Annotated in this window: 10 protein-coding genes; 9 read left to right on the top strand and 1 reads right to left on the bottom strand. The window is 44.0% G+C overall.

Going from position 1 to position 15,469, the window contains the following annotated elements:
- Positions 1-10 precede the first annotated feature (10 nt).
- On the bottom strand, positions 11-2,086 hold the full coding sequence (locus O3646_RS04210) for a GH92 family glycosyl hydrolase (RefSeq protein WP_070505307.1): 2,076 nt from the start codon (positions 2,084-2,086) through the stop codon (positions 11-13).
- A 215-nt stretch (positions 2,087-2,301) separates the two neighbouring features.
- Here O3646_RS04210 and O3646_RS04215 point away from each other — a divergent pair, with 215 nt between their 5' ends.
- The 9 genes from O3646_RS04215 to O3646_RS04255 all read left to right on the top strand — a co-directional run bounded on the left by O3646_RS04215 (position 2,302) and on the right by O3646_RS04255 (position 15,466).
- On the top strand, positions 2,302-3,582 hold the full coding sequence (locus tag O3646_RS04215; protein WP_070505308.1) for a glycoside hydrolase family 125 protein: 1,281 nt from the start codon (positions 2,302-2,304) through the stop codon (positions 3,580-3,582).
- Between the two features lie 76 nt (positions 3,583-3,658).
- On the top strand, positions 3,659-6,304 hold the full coding sequence (locus tag O3646_RS04220; RefSeq protein WP_031572543.1) for an alpha-mannosidase: 2,646 nt from the start codon (positions 3,659-3,661) through the stop codon (positions 6,302-6,304).
- A gap of 90 nt (positions 6,305-6,394) precedes the next feature.
- Entirely contained in the window at positions 6,395-7,264 is an 870-nt protein-coding gene (locus O3646_RS04225) for an ROK family protein (RefSeq protein ID WP_371610581.1), read from the top strand.
- Positions 7,258-9,138 carry a beta-N-acetylhexosaminidase gene (locus O3646_RS04230; protein ID WP_371610582.1) on the top strand — a complete coding sequence of 627 codons (1,881 nt, stop codon included), beginning with the start codon at positions 7,258-7,260 and terminating at the stop codon, positions 9,136-9,138. Before O3646_RS04225 ends, O3646_RS04230 begins: the two co-directional genes overlap by 7 nt.
- A 226-nt stretch (positions 9,139-9,364) precedes the next feature.
- Entirely contained in the window at positions 9,365-10,294 is a 930-nt protein-coding gene (locus tag O3646_RS04235) for a sugar ABC transporter permease (RefSeq protein ID WP_003009701.1), read from the top strand.
- A 13-nt stretch (positions 10,295-10,307) separates the two neighbouring features.
- Positions 10,308-11,240: a carbohydrate ABC transporter permease gene (locus O3646_RS04240; protein ID WP_003004100.1), complete on the top strand. Its 933-nt coding sequence runs from the start codon at positions 10,308-10,310 to the stop codon at positions 11,238-11,240.
- Between the two features lie 79 nt (positions 11,241-11,319).
- Positions 11,320-12,801, top strand: a complete 1,482-nt coding sequence (locus O3646_RS04245; protein ID WP_003009706.1) for an ABC transporter substrate-binding protein — start codon at positions 11,320-11,322, stop codon at positions 12,799-12,801.
- Positions 12,802-13,205: 404 nt separating this feature from the next.
- Positions 13,206-13,817: a YesL family protein gene (locus O3646_RS04250; protein ID WP_021154271.1), complete on the top strand. Its 612-nt coding sequence runs from the start codon at positions 13,206-13,208 to the stop codon at positions 13,815-13,817.
- 2 nt (positions 13,818-13,819) lie between these two features.
- A complete protein-coding gene (locus tag O3646_RS04255) occupies positions 13,820-15,466 on the top strand; it encodes a sensor histidine kinase (RefSeq protein ID WP_371610583.1) in 1,647 nt (548 codons plus the stop codon).
- The last annotated feature ends 3 nt before the right edge of the window (positions 15,467-15,469 follow it).

The following is a 15,469-nucleotide window of genomic DNA, read 5'->3' on the forward strand; positions in this document are numbered from 1 at the left end:
TCTCTTTTTCTTATGCATGTGGGGGGAGCCAAGAAAGCTCAAATTGGAGCAATTGGGCTTCAAGGAGATCTTGATGGGAAACCTCTTGTTTCTCTTTGCCATCTAATAGGGCTTTTTGGATGAAATAGGCGCCTGCAGTGTGTGAGTTGGCGCAAATCTTGAGCTCTTGCTTGGGAAGATGGAGAAGGACTTCTTTAAAGAGAGGGAGGCCCAGATCATAGATTGGTTTTCCAGGACAGGTTGGATAGAGTCCAAGGGCTGACCAGATGTACCAAGCAGATAGGCTACCATTGTCCTCATCACCTGGATAGGCTTGGAAATCTTGATGGAAAGCTTGGGAACGGATCTGGTGGATCAGGAGATTGGTGTATTCGGGATGAAGGCTGTAACGGAAGAGGTAGGGAATGTGGAAGCTGGGTTGATTGGAGATGGCGATCTGCCCAAATGGGGCTTGGGCCATTTCACTCATTTCATGGATTTCATAGCCATATCCTCTTACATCAAATTGAGGTTTTTGATTGGCTAGATCCAGCAGTCGTTGGGTAAAGGCTTTTTCACCGCCCATTAGCTCTATCAGACCGGAGAGGTCGTGTAAGGCTCCAAAAGTAGCCTGGGTTGCAGAACATTCTGCAAAATCTCCTCCCCAGCTGGTAGGAGAGAAGGGCTCTTTAAAGTTTCCATTGGTGGATCGGGCTCTCATGAAGCCTGTTTGGGCATCGTACAATGTTCGGTAGGAGAGGCTGGAAGCAGCATACCGAGCGGCTGTTTCTGTATGACCCAATTGCTTGGCAACGGTAGCAATGCAAAAATCACTATAGGCATAATCTAGGCTATGGCTCACACTTTCGTGAAAATCATCGGGGAGGTAGCCAAGGGCCGTGTAGCTTTCATTGCCATGGCGACCAAAATGTTGAGTGGGATCTGTTTTATGAGCCGTCTGGAGCATAGCTGTGAGCATATTTTCATGTAGGTCTGGTGCGATCCCTTTAGTGACAGCATCCGCAAAGACGCCATCGATGAGGGTGCCTGGCATCATCCCTCGTTCATCTGGGGCCAACCATTTTGGTAGAAAACCAGTATCCTTGTAAGTGTTTAAAAATCCTTCGAGAAAGTGACGGTAGTAATCGGGGTAGACAAGGCTAAAGAGCGGAAAAGAGGTCCGAAAGAGGTCCCAAAATCCGATATTGGTATAAGCTTTTCCTGGTTTGATTTCATTATGGGTGACATCCAGGTGCCAGTCATTTCCCTCGGTATCTGTTTCATAAAAGGTTTGAGGGAAAAGGAGGAGTCGGTAAAGGCAATGATCGAAAAAGGCTTGGTCACGCCCTCCGGTATCTTTTACTTCAATTCGTTTTAGCAGCTGATTCCATTGATCGGCTGCTTCTTTTTTAGCTTCTTCTAAGGGAAGGTGGGGAAGATGGCTGTGAGCCATGTCTTGGGACAGATAAGAAGTTCCTAATTGGACGGTCACTTCATTGCTCGCAAAGGTCAGAAAAAGATCTTGATCGATGTGAGTGACGCTCTCAATCGGCTGGCTAAATTGCCACTGGAGATAGAAAGAGTAGGAAGTATCTGCGGTATGGGCCTGATCCAGAATGTGGAAGTGGCAGGTTTGGCCTGTCAGAGTCAAGTCCTCTAGTTCCTTTGCTGCATGAAAGCAGAGTGTCAGCTTTTCTGGTGCTCGAAAGTGCATGATAGCCCCGTAGCGGCTTGGAACTAGCTCGCTTTGAATCTGATAACGTTCCGAAAAAATACGGAGGTAGTGGGGTTGGAAAACGGCTTCTTTCATCGAATAACTGCTTTGACGACGGAAGAGGTCGGAACTTGCAACTTCCCCTGTGATGGGCGTGATGAGGCACCAAGCGTAGTCTCCTATCCAAGGACTAGGCTGGTGGGTGAGGCGAAATCCCTGAAAAATAGGGAGATTGGGGTTGAAAAACCAAGCCCCCTGTTCGTGTGTCGTCTGGGGAAGGAAGTAGTTCATCCCAAAAGGGACTCCGGTATAAGGGAGGGTGTTCCCGTGCGAATAGTGGGGATGATTATCGCTTCCCCAGCGGGTATCGATGGTTTGGCAATGTGTGCGCATCTTGTCTCCTTTTTCTTCATCAACCTTAAATGATCTGTGTTTTTCTTGGAACACGCGCTGGTATTTTCTTCATTGTATCAAAGTGTTGTCAAATATGATAGCGTTTTTATCAAATGGAAAATTTTGTAGAAAAAGGGCTATAGTTTGCGTATGTATTTCCCATTTGAAATCTTTTATACTGAATAGGAAAGAATCGATACGTGTGAGGAAAATAAATGACCTATTCAAAAGAAATTGTGCGAGAATGGTTGGATCAAGTGGCTGAGCGTGCTAAGGAATACCCTGAGTGGGTGGATGTCTTTGAACGTTGTTATACAGATACTTTGGATAATACAGTTGAAATTTTAGAAGATGGGTCAACCTTTGTGTTAACAGGGGACATCCCAGCTATGTGGTTGCGTGACTCAACGGCTCAATTGAGGCCCTATCTTCATGTGGCTAAACGAGATTCCCAATTGCGCCAGACCATTGCTGGTTTGGTCAAACGTCAGATGACCTTGATTCTCAAGGATCCTTATGCCAACTCTTTTAATATTGAGGAGAACTGGAAAGGCCATCACGAGACCGACCACACCGATTTGAATGGCTGGATTTGGGAGCGCAAGTATGAAGTGGATTCGCTGTGCTATCCCTTGCAGCTGGCTTATCTTCTGTGGAAAGAAACTGGTGAGACTAGCCAATTTGATGAAACCTTTGTCACAGCGACTAAGGAGATTCTTCATCTCTGGACGGTGGAACAAGACCATAACAACTCCCCTTATCGCTTCGTTCGAGATACTGATCGTAAGGAAGACACGCTGGTGAATGACGGCTTTGGGCCAGATTTTGCCGTGACAGGGATGACCTGGTCAGCCTTTCGTCCAAGTGATGACTGCTGTCAGTATAGCTACTTGATTCCGTCAAATATGTTCGCAGTCGTTGTCTTAGGTTATGTCCAAGAAATCTTTGCTACATTGAGTCTAGCTGATAGTGAAAGCATCATTGCTGATGCTAAACGTCTGCAGGCTGAAATCCAAGAAGGAATCGAAAATTACGCCTACACGACTAACAACAAGGGCGAGAAGATCTATGCCTTTGAAGTGGATGGTTTAGGAAATGCTAGCATCATGGACGATCCTAACGTACCAAGTTTGTTAGCTGCTCCATATCTTGGTTACTGTGATGTCAATGACGAAGTGTATCAAGCAACTCGTCGCACCATTCTCAGCCCTGAAAATCCATACTTCTACCAAGGAGAATACGCTAGCGGTCTCGGAAGCTCTCATACCTTCTATCGTTATATCTGGCCGATTGCCCTATCAATCCAAGGCTTAACAGCTACAGATAAAGCTGAAAAAAAATACTTGCTAGACCAACTAGTTGCCTGTGATGGCGGAACAGGTGTGATGCACGAAAGCTTCCACGTAGATGATCCAACCAAATATTCGCGTGAATGGTTCTCTTGGGCCAACATGATGTTCTGTGAATTGGTCTTGGATTACTTGGATATTCGCTAATGAGCTGTCGCTTAACAGATTCTGGGAAAGAATCAAAAATATATTTTTAAATTTAAGTTAGAATGAGGTTTTACTCATGGAAAATGTTGTTGTACATATCATCTCTCACAGCCACTGGGATCGTGAGTGGTATCTACCTTTTGAAAGCCACAGGATGCAATTGGTGGAACTGTTTGACAATCTCTTTGATCTTTTTGAAAATGATCCGGAGTTCAAAAGTTTCCACTTAGATGGACAAACCATTGTCCTTGACGACTATTTAGAAATTCGCCCTGAAAACCGCGACAAGGTGCAACGTTATATCGACGAGGGCAAGCTCAAGATTGGTCCTTTCTATATCTTGCAGGATGATTACCTGATCTCCAGTGAAGCCAACGTCCGCAATACCTTGATTGGACAGGCTGAATGCGCTAAATGGGGCAAATCCACTCAGATTGGTTACTTCCCAGATACCTTTGGAAATATGGGGCAAGCACCTCAAATTCTTCAAAAATCAGGTATCCACGTAGCAGCCTTTGGTCGTGGAGTCAAACCAATCGGATTTGACAACCAAGTCCTCGAAGATGAGCAGTTTACCTCTCAATTTTCTGAAATGTACTGGCAAGGGGCGGATGGTAGTCGCGTACTCGGTATTCTTTTTGCCAACTGGTACAGTAATGGGAATGAAATTCCAGTGGATAAAGATGAGGCTTTAGCTTTTTGGAAACAAAAATTGGCAGATGTTCGTGACTATGCCTCCACCAACCAATGGTTGATGATGAACGGTTGTGACCACCAACCCGTTCAACGGAACTTGAGTGAAGCTATTCGCGTGGCCAATGAACTCTTCCCTGACGTGACCTTTATTCATAGCTCTTTTGATGAATATGTTCAAGCAGTGGAAAGTGCGCTTCCTGAGCAATTATCTACGGTTACGGGAGAATTGACCAGTCAGGAAACCGATGGTTGGTACACACTGGCAAATACGTCTTCCTCTCGGATTTATCTCAAGCAAGCCTTCCAAGAAAACAGCAACTTGCTGGAGCAAGTGGTGGAACCTTTGACCATCATTACTGGTGGTCACAACCACAAGGATCAATTGACCTATGCCTGGAAGACACTCTTACAAAATGCGCCACACGATAGTATATGTGGATGTAGCGTAGATGATGTTCACCGTGAGATGGAAGTTCGTTTTGCCAAGGTCAATCAAGTCGGAAACTTTGTCAAGACCAACCTTCTCAACGAATGGAAAGGTAAACTAGCAACTCAAAAAGCCCAGAGTGAGCACCTCTTTACGGTCATCAATACTGGCTTGCATAATAAGGTGGACACCGTCAGCACGATTGTCGATGTTGCGGTTTGTCCATTTAAGGAATTGCATCCGACAGAAGGCTTCAAGAAAATGGCCGCTTTGAGCTTGCCAGACTACCACGTAGAAGATTTAGAGGGGCATCTTGTAGAAGCAGAGATTGAGGACTTGGGAGCAAGCTTTGGCTATACCCTGCCTAAGGATAAATTCCGTCAACCCTATATTGCACGTCAAGTGCGCGTGACGGTTCCAGTTCACCTAGCGCCTCTTTCTTGGACCACCTTCCAGCTCTTAGAAGGCAAAGCACCTCATCATGATGGTCTGTTCCAAAATGGGGTGATCGATACGCCATTTGTAACCCTTAGTATCGATGATGGCTTGACCCTCTATGATAAAACGACCAATGAGGCTTATGAGGATTTCCTTCGCTTTGAAGATCGTGGGGATATCGGAAATGAATATATCTACTTCCAACCAAAAGGAACCGAACCGATCTATGCGGAGTTAACAGCTTATGAGGTCTTGGAAAACAATGCTCGCTATGCCAAAATCTTGCTCAAGCATGACTTGACGATCCCGGTTAGCGCGGATGAACAATTGGATGCGGAGCAAAGAGGCATTATCGAGTTTATGAACCGCAAGGCAAGTCGCTCAGAAGAGCTGACAACGATCCCTCTTGAAACGGAGATGACCATCTTTGTAGATGATCCACAAATTCGCTTCAAGACGCGCTTTACCAATACTGCCAAGGATCACCGCATCCGTCTTCTGGTCAAGACTCACAATACACGTCCAAGCAACGATTCTGAAAGTATCTATGAGGTTGTGACACGGCCAAATAAACCGGCTGCTTCTTGGGAAAATCCTGAAAATCCTCAACACCAGCAAGCTTTCGTCAGCTTGTATGATGACGTCAAAGGGGTAACAGTGGCCAATAAAGGATTGCATGAATACGAAATCCTTGGAGACGATACGATAGCTGTAACACTTCTCCGTGCTTCCGGTGAACTTGGTGACTGGGGCTATTTCCCAACACCAGAAGCACAATGTTTGCGGAACTTTGAGGTTGAATATGCAGTAGAATGCCATCAAGCTCAGGGGCGTTTCTCAGCCTTTCGTCGTGCCAAAGCTTTGCAGACACCGATGACCAGCCTTCAAGTTGAAAAACAAGAAGGAAGTGTAGCAGCGTCTGGTAGCTTACTCAAGCATACAGCCTTGACGCATCCTCAGGTTTGTCCAACAGCCTTTAAGGTAGCAGAAAATGAAGAAGGTTACATCCTTCGCTATTACAACATGAGCCAAGAAAATGTGCGCGTGTCAGAAGGACAACAAACGGTTGTCGATCTTCTGGAACAACCGTATCCGGTCCATACAGGTTTATTGGCACCGCAAGAAATCCGGACAGAATGGATTAAAAAAGAAGAAGTATAGCTGGTTGCAGCTGAAGAAACAATAAAAGGAAAGGAGGAGCGAAAAAGTAAGAACCAACTGCTGACTCGCTCCTTTTTACAGGTAAAAGCAATGACCATTGCAACGATTGATATCGGAGGGACTGGGATTAAGTTTGCTAGTCTCACTCCGGATGGAAAGATTTTAGATAAGGCCAGCACCCCAACTCCAGAAACTCTAGAAGATTTGCTAGCTTGGCTGGACCAGCGATTGTCAGAACGTGACTACCGTGGGATTGCTATGAGTGTGCCAGGGGCTGTTAACCAAGAAACAGGGGTAATTGAAGGGATCAGTGCCATTCCTTATATCCATGGTTTTTCATGGTATGAGGCCCTTTCTCATCACAAGCTACCTGTCCATCTAGAAAATGATGCCAACTGTGTTGGACTGAGTGAATTGCTGGCGCATCCTGAGATTGAAAATGCAGCCTGTGTCGTGATTGGTACCGGAATCGGTGGAGCCATGATTATCAATGGCAAGCTTCACCGTGGACGTCATGGCTTGGGCGGTGAGTTTGGCTACATGACAACTATCGAGCCTGCAGAAAAGCTCAATAACTGGTCACAACTCGCTTCTACAGGAAACATGGTTCGCTATGTGATTGAAAAATCAGGTCAGTCTGACTGGGATGGACGTAAGGTCTACCAAGAGGCTGCAGCCGGCAATGCCCTTTGCCAGGAAGCCATTGAGCGCATGAATCGTAATCTTGCTCAAGGACTGCTCAATATCCAGTATCTCATTGACCCAGATGTGATTAGCCTAGGTGGCTCTATCAGTCAAAACCCAGATTTTATCAAAGGGGTGCAAAAAGCAGTAGACATCTTTGTGGAAAGATATGAAGAATATACAATTGCTCCAGTGATTCAAGTTTGCACCTATCAGGCAGATGCCAATCTCTACGGTGCCCTTGTCAACTGGTTACAGGAGGAAAACCAATGGTAAGTTTTACAGGACTTAGTCCCAAACAAGCCCAAGCTGTTGAAGTATTAAACAATCACATTTCTCTACCAGATGTAGAGGTGGCGGTCGCTCAGTCTGACCAAGCTTCTATCTCTATCAAGGGTGAGAATGGGCAGTATCAACTGACCTACCGCAAACCTCATCAACTCTACCGCGCCTTGTCTGTGCTAGCAACAGCTTTAGCAGAAGGAGACAAAGTAGAGATTGAAGAACAGGCGGCTTATGAAGATTTGGCCTATATGGCCGACTGTTCGCGCAACGCCGTGCTCAATGTCGCATCAGCCAAACAGATGATTGAACTCTTGGCTCTGATGGGTTATTCAACCTTTGAGCTCTATATGGAGGACACCTATCAGATTGAGGGGCAACCTTACTTTGGTTATTTCCGTGGAGCCTACTCAGCTGAAGAGTTACAGGAAATCGAAGACTATGCCCAGCAGTTTGACATGACCTTTGTCCCATGCATCCAGACCTTGGCTCATTTATCAGCCTTTGTTAAATGGGGGGTTAAGGAAGTCCAGCAACTCCGCGATGTAGAGGATATTCTCCTCATCGGTGAAGAAAAAGTCTACGACCTGATTGACGGTATGTTTGCGACGTTATCTAAATTACAAACTCGCAAGGTCAACATCGGGATGGACGAAGCTCACTTGGTCGGTTTGGGTCGTTATCTTATCTTGAACGGTATTGTGGATCGGAGTCTCCTTATGTGCCAACATTTGGAGCGCGTGCTGGATATTGCAGACAAGTATGGTTTCCACTGCCAGATGTGGAGTGATATGTTCTTCAAGCTTATGTCAGCAGATGGCCAGTACGACCGTGAGGTAGAAATTCCAGAAGAAACACGAGTTTATTTAGACCGTCTTAAAGACCGTGTGACCTTGGTTTACTGGGATTATTATCAGGATAGCGAGGAAAAATACAACCGAAACTTCCGTAATCACCATAAGATTAGTCAGGATATTGCCTTTGCTGGTGGTGCCTGGAAGTGGATTGGTTTTACGCCCCACAACCATTTCAGTCGCCTCGTCGCTCTTGAAGCCAATAAAGCCTGCCGTGCTAATCAGATCAAGGAAGTCATTGTGACGGGCTGGGGGGACAATGGTGGTGAAACAGCCCAGTTCTCGATTCTCCCAAGTTTACAAATTTGGGCAGAACTCAGCTATTGCAATGATTTAGAGCGTCTTTCAGCTCACTTTAAGACCAATACAGGCCTATCCGTTGAGGACTTTATGCAGCTGGATCTGGCCAACCTCTTGCCAGACCTACCAGACAATCTCAGTGGGATTAACCCTAACCGCTATGTCTTTTATCAGGATGTTCTTTGCCCAATTCTTGACAAGCACATGACACCTGAACAGGACAAGCCACACTTTGCCCAAGCAGCTGAGATTCTTTCTGACATTAAAGAAAAAGCGGGTGTCTACGCCTATCTCTTTGAGACTCAGGCTCAGTTGAATGCCATTTTAAGTAATAAAGTGGATGTGGGCCGACGCATTCGTGAGGCCTATCAAGCAGGTGATAAAGAGAGCTTGCAACAAATCGCTAGAGGAGAATTGCCAAAACTCAGAAGCCAGATTGAAACCTTCCATGACCTCTTTAGCCACCAATGGTTGAAAGAAAACAAGGTCTTTGGCTTGGATACCGTAGACATCCGGATGGGTGGACTCTTGCAACGGATCAAGCGAGCTGAAAGTCGGATTGAAGACTATCTAGCTGGTTCCATCACATGTATCGATGAACTAGAAGTAGAAATCTTGCCATTCAACGATTTCTACGGAGATCAGGACTTCGCAGCCACAACGGCTAATCAGTGGCATACTATTGCGACTGCCTCAACCATTTATACAACGTAAAAAATGCCAAGTCGGATGACAGAAATCTCATCCATGGTCGATAGGAGTAGAAGAGGAGCTGTCTTTACGACCACCCTTTTCTACTCTTTTTTAAAACTATGTCATAAATTTGTAGAATTTTTTCTATAATTAGGAGTTTGAAAATGTAAATGGGCTATCTTATAATAGGTGATGTAAACGCTACCAAAGCAAATAAACACGCTCAAGGCTCAAAGGGGGGAGTTAAATGAAAAAGTTTGTAAGGACTCTGAGAGAAAATTTCATTTTTCTTTTAATGGTCTTACCTGGTGCAGCGTGGTTAATCTTATTCTTCTATATTCCGGTTTTTGGGAATATCGTAGCATTTAAGGACTATCATATTACGGGAGAGGGCTTCATTGACAGTGTCATGAAGAGTAAGTGGGTTGGCTTTGACAACTTCAAATTCCTCTTTAGTTCCAAAGATGCCTACATTATTACAAGAAACACGGTATTGTACAACTTAGGATTCATTTTCTTAGGATTGATTGTTTCCGTTGGGATCGCCATCATCTTTAGTGAGTTGAGATCAAAAAGAGTGGTCAAGGTGCTTCAAACCTCCATGCTCTTCCCATACTTCCTATCATGGGTTATCATCAGCTTCTTCACCGATGCCTTCCTGAACGTGGACAAAGGATTGGTCAACCACATCTTAACTTCATTTGGTATGAAAGCCATCAATTTCTACTCGGAATTGTGGATCTGGCCAGCGCTTCTCCTCTTCTTAGGAATTTGGAAAGGCTTTGGTTATAGCAGTGTCATGTACTATGCAACCATCATGGGAATTGACCCAACTTACTATGAAGCAGCGACCGTGGATGGTGCGTCTAAGTGGCAACGCATTCGCAACATCACCATTCCTCAGTTGTCTTCCTTGATTACGGTTTTGACCATTCTTGCAGTCGGAAATATCTTCCGCGCAGACTTCGGTCTTTTCTACCAAATCCCGCATAATGCTGGAGCGCTCTATAGTGTGACAAACGTTATTGATGTTTATGTCTACAACGGTCTGACCAAGTCAGGGGATATCGGGATGACAGCAGCAGCCGGTCTTTACCAATCGGTAGTCGGTTTGGTTCTTGTTTTGATCTCAAATATCATTGCCCGTCGCATTGATAAGAATGCCGCTCTCTTCTAGAAAGGAGGATCGTATGAAAAAATCAACCATTCAAAAAGAAAAAATTGATAATGTCGGGATCCATTCTTTCAGTAAGAAGAGCAACTTCTTCTTTACCTTGTTGTTGACCTTGGTCGGCTTGACCTGTGTGCTTCCCTTCATCTTCGTTGTCATGATCTCTTTGACAGACGAACAAAGTTTGGCAGTCCATGGCTTCCAATTCTGGCCAGCAAAATTTGGATTTGATGGTTACCTCTTCTTAGTACAGTTCAAAGACAAAATCTTGCAAGCCCTCTTCATTACCTTGTTTGTGACCATTGTGGGAACAGCATGTAATGTCTTTATCACCACAACCTATGCTTACGCAATCTCACGGAGTACCTTTAAATACCGCAAGTTCTTTACCGTATTTTCACTCCTTAGTATGCTCTTTAGTGCAGGGTTGGTTCCAAGCTACATTGTGACCACTCAACTCTTGCAGTTAGGTGATACCATCGGGGCTTTGATTATCCCAATGTTGCTCAGTCCATTTAACATCATCTTGATGCGGACCTTCTTTAAACGGACCATTCCAGAAGCCATCCTTGAATCCGCTCGGATCGATGGGGCAAGTGAAACACGGATTTTCTTCCAAATCTGCTTGCCATTGTCTCTTCCAGGGATTGCGACCATCAGTTTGTTCACCGCTTTAGGGTTCTGGAATGACTGGTTCAACGCCCTCCTCTATATTAAGAGTGACAACCTTTACCCATTGCAATACCTCTTGATGCAAATTCAAAACAATATGGATTACATCGCTAAAAACGTCGGGGTATCCGGCCAATTGGCAGGAGCTGTACAATCCATCCCACGGGAAACAGGACGTATGGCCATGGTGGTTGTGGCAACAGTGCCAATCGCCATTCTCTATCCATTCTTCCAACGCTACTTTGTAAAAGGCTTGACCATCGGTGGTGTGAAAGAATAACATCGTTCATTGAAAATCAGCAAGATTTTCAACTCATAACTTAGTCTAAAAAGAAAATAACATAAAGGAGATTTTTCTTATGAAAAATTGGAAAAAATACGCGTTAGCATCTGCTAGTGTCATTGCTCTTGGAGCTACTCTTGCTGCTTGTGGAAACCTTACAGGGAACAACAAGAAATCTGCAACAACTGAAGATGGTAAACCAATCATCAAGATGTACCAAATCGGGGATAAACCTGATAACTTGGATGTTCTTCTTAAAAATGCCAACAAGATCATTGAAAAGAAAGTTGGCGCAAAATTGGATATCCAGTACCTTGGTTGGGGTGACTACGCACAAAAAATGAATGTTATCATCTCATCTGGTGAAAACTATGATATCGCCTTTGCTAATAACTACGTGATCAACGCTCAAAAAGGTGCTTATGCTGACTTGACAGAATTGTACAAGAAAGAAGGGAAAGACCTTTACAAAGCACTTGACCCAGCTTACATCAAAGGGAACACTGTAAACGGCAAGATCTATGCTGTTCCAGTAGCAGCTAACGTTGCATCTTCTCAAAACTTTGCATTTAACGGACCACTTCTTGAAAAATATGGTATCGACGTTTCAAACGTGAAAGACTATGCTTCTCTTGAACCAGTCTTGAAAGCCATCAAAGAAAAAGATCCAAACGTTGTTCCATTTGCAATGAACAAGAGCTACGGTGGACCTTCAGATGACTTTGACTATGTGGCTGTTGATGGACTTCCATTCGTTGTTGACTTGAAAGGTGACACTACTAAGATCGTTGACCGTTACACAATTCCTCGTTATGTAGAAAACTTGAAGACTCTTCACAAATACTACGAAGCAGGATACATTCCAAAAGACGTAGCAACGAGCGACACTGGTTATGATCTTTCTCAAGATACATGGTTGGTTCGTGAAGAAACAGTAGGGCCAGCTGACTACGGTAACAGCTTGCTTTCTCGTGTAGCAAACCGTAAGATCGAAATCAAACCATTTACTGAACTGTACAAGAAGAACAATACTACTCAAGTAGCTAACTTTGTTATCTCAAACAACTCTAAGAACAAAGAAAAAGCAATGGAAGTGTTGAACCTCTTGAACACTGATCCAGAACTCTTGAACGGCCTTGTTTATGGACCAGAAGGCAAGAACTGGGAAAAAGTTCCCGGCAAAGAAAACCGTGTCAAAGTCTTGGATGGCTACAACGGAAACACTCACATGTCTGGATGGAACACTGGTAACAACTGGATTCTTTACATCAACGAAAACGTAACAGATGAACAAATTGCACAATCTAAGAAAGACTTGGAAACTGCAAAAGAATCTCCAGCACTTGGCTTCATCTTTAACACAGATAAAGTGAAATCAGAAATCACTGCTCTTACAAATACTTTGAACCAATTCGCAGGTGCGATCAATACTGGTACAGTGGATCCTGAAGTAGAAGTTCCTAAGATGCTTGAAAAATTGAAATCAGAAGGTGCTTACCAAAAAGTGCTTGACGAAATGCAAAAACAATACGACGAATTCCTTGCTTCTAAAAAATAAGAACAGGTAGTTCGAAAAGGCTTTGGAGGGATCTCCAGAGCCTTTTATATTGAAGAGAAAGTCCTCTTAGAAGCTTTCCTTATGTGAGTACGGACGTCAGCGAACTTCTACGAAGTTCCATGACTTAGTTTTGAACCTAAAGTTTCAAAACTCCCGAGTGCTAGAAACACTAGTGTTTCTAGCACTTTTCTCACGGCGGAAAGTTTCGGTAGATGATTGAATAACTTTAACTCATAAAATGTTTTTATTTTTATATAATTTTATAGATCTGTATCAAAGAACAGTTTTTTATGAAAATAGAACTGTAAATGAAAATCAACATTTCAATTTACCAATGCAAATAGGGGGAAAGCGTTTTATTTTTATGGTATAATAGAATCACTAATTGGAAAAGAGGCTGAATGATGGGAAAAATCATCGAGTTCATTTTTACGAGAGTCTATGTTGCCATGCTGGTAACAGGGATTTTTTGGGTCTTGACGATCTGTGGGGGTGTTCTGCTAGGAGTAGGACCCGCTAGTGCCACTATCATGAGCCTCTATGCGGAAAATGGCATGACCTACAAGGACTATCATTGGTCACGCGCTTGGGAACTCTTCAAAGAAAATCTACGCCCGGCTAATCAAGTCTTTTATACCTTCTTTGCCATTGAAGGGGTTCTTCTCTATGGCATGTACCTCATGATCCAGATTCCTCACTTGAATTTCTTCCAAATTTTGGTTCTCTTGTTTAATCTGGTTTTTCTCTTGGTTGCGCCTCTAGCTTACGCCGTTTATTTGAAATTGCAAGTTCATTTCGATCTCTCTTATGCCAATAGTATCAAGCTCAGTTTGATCGGAATGTTGCTGGACATTCGTCCGGTTCTCAAGTTCATCCTTGGAACTGCGCTACTTGGCGTCATTAGCTACTATATGCCAGCCCTTCTCTTTTTCGTCTTGATCGGTGTATGGCATTTCTTTGTCAATGATATCTTTGACCCTGTTTATCAAAATATCCACGAAAAATTGGTATCCTAACGATGAAAAAAATCTGGTTAAGTACGCTTTTAAAATTCTACGCCTATGTCATGGTAGTCATTTTGACCATTATGGGCCTAGTTGTCGCGGGGATCTCTTGGAAAAACCAGCAAGCTGAAGCCGACCGGATCGCCCAACGGGTCTTGACCGAAGTGGTGACGGATCTTGAGACCTCTTATCAACGGGTCACACAAGAAGGTCGTAGCCTCGTTGAAAACCCTGCAAAATTAGAAGGAGTTTATCGCTATTTTACCTTGTCACCATCGGAGTATGAGACTTGGCGATTGAATGCCCAATTCCCTTCTTATATCCAATTGTCCCTACATAAGAATATTGACAGTCTCTATTTGAGTAATAAAAACATCGAGGGTATCGATGTCACCTTGTCTGATTACAAGACGGTATTTGTCTCTACCCGGCAATCACAGGGAGGCAAGCAAGTATCGGCGGACCATTACAAGGCTCCTGCGACAGCCATTCCGGTTCCTTTGACAGATCCGACTACGGGTGCTGGAGTTGGGATTGCTTATATGACGCTGGACCAAGAAATTTTGACGGCAGCGATTGATAATGCCAGAGGCGATCTTCCGATCGCTGTGCGGATTTTCACTCCCTTTGGGAAAGAGATGTACCATGAAGGGGATAAGGGGCAATCAAAAGATGTTAAATGGCAAACCCGTAGCACGATCTATGGCTACAAGGTGGATGTAGCTGTTTCTGAAAGTTATCTGCTCAAAAAGGGTCTAGCTAACCTGACTACTTTTCTCTCCATTGCTTTCCTGATTTTCTTGATCCTTTACTTGTTATTACGGCAGATTTTCAAAAATTACCGGCGTCAAGTCCTCGATTTGGTCGATACCATGAATCTGATCAGTCAAGGCGAGAGTGAACGACGGATTGATACCTCGACCAAGGACCAAGAACTGCTGGTTATTGGTAATATGATCAATACCATGTTAGACAATATGGATAAGAATATTCGGGATATCTACCAGCTACAGCTCAGCCAAAAAGATGCCAATATGCGGGCACTACAAGCCCAGATCAATCCCCACTTCATGTACAATACACTGGAATTTATACGGATGTATGCCGTCATGCAAGAGCAGGATGAATTGGGTGATATTATCTATGAGTTTAGTAGTCTTTTGCGCAATAATATCTCAGATGAGCGAGTGACGACGGTTGAAAATGAGCTCGAATTTTGTCGCAAATACAGCTACCTCTGCATGGTACGTTATCCCAAATCGATTGCCTATGGCTTTAAGATCGATCCAGGTTTGGAAAAAATGAAAATTCCAAAATTCACCATCCAGCCTTTGGTCGAGAACTATTTTGCGCATGGGGTGGACCATAAACGCAAGGACAATGTGATCAGTGTCAAGGTCTTGCAAGGAGAAGGGCAGGTCATCATCTTGATCACTGATAATGGGCGCGGGATGAAAGAAGAACAGCTAGAAAGCATTCAAGAGATGCTAGCCAATCGCAATCCACGCTCAGAAATCGAAGAAAAGAGTGGTCGGCAGTCCATCGGAATTGTCAATGTCCATGAACGCCTGCTGCTCTATTTTGGAGATCGCTACCATATCCAAGTCTTCTCCCAACCTAACCATGGAGTGACTTATACGATAACCATTCAAGATGAATAAAGG

Origin of the sequence: Streptococcus sp. 27098_8_148, from assembly GCF_041432105.1 — a bacterium.
Taxonomy (GTDB): Bacteria; Bacillota; Bacilli; order Lactobacillales; family Streptococcaceae; genus Streptococcus; species Streptococcus parasanguinis_AE.